We start from the raw sequence: 254 nt of genomic DNA, 5'->3' as shown, positions 1-254 counted from the left end.
CGGCATTACTCGGGCCGTAACGATACGGATAACCCGGGCGAATTGGAAGTTCTCGTCTTCCCGGGCGCGTCGAATACGTTCACGCTCTATGAAGACAACGGGTCGGACCGTGACTATGAGACGGGTGCTTACGCTGAGACGACGTTCACGCTTGATTGGGAGGAACGGAAGCTCCACATTCACGTTACAGGTGACCGGACCGTCTTGCCGTCTGACCGTAACGTCACGTTACTCCTCCGAGGCGTGACCGGTTC

The 254-nt window shown here is 57.5% G+C and carries 1 protein-coding gene; it reads left to right on the top strand.

Features of this window, described 5'->3' with window-relative positions; genetic code table 11:
* Positions 1–254, top strand: a 254-nt coding sequence (locus ACSV5T_RS10095) for a DUF5110 domain-containing protein (protein WP_438321045.1), incomplete at both ends; no start/stop codon positions are given.

It is taken from the genome of Veillonella sp. ZSJB6 (assembly GCF_051549505.1).
GTDB lineage: Bacteria > Bacillota > Negativicutes > Veillonellales > Veillonellaceae > Veillonella.
The sequence above is the reverse complement of the archived record's forward strand: the minus strand, read 5'-3'. Positions and strand labels throughout refer to the sequence as shown.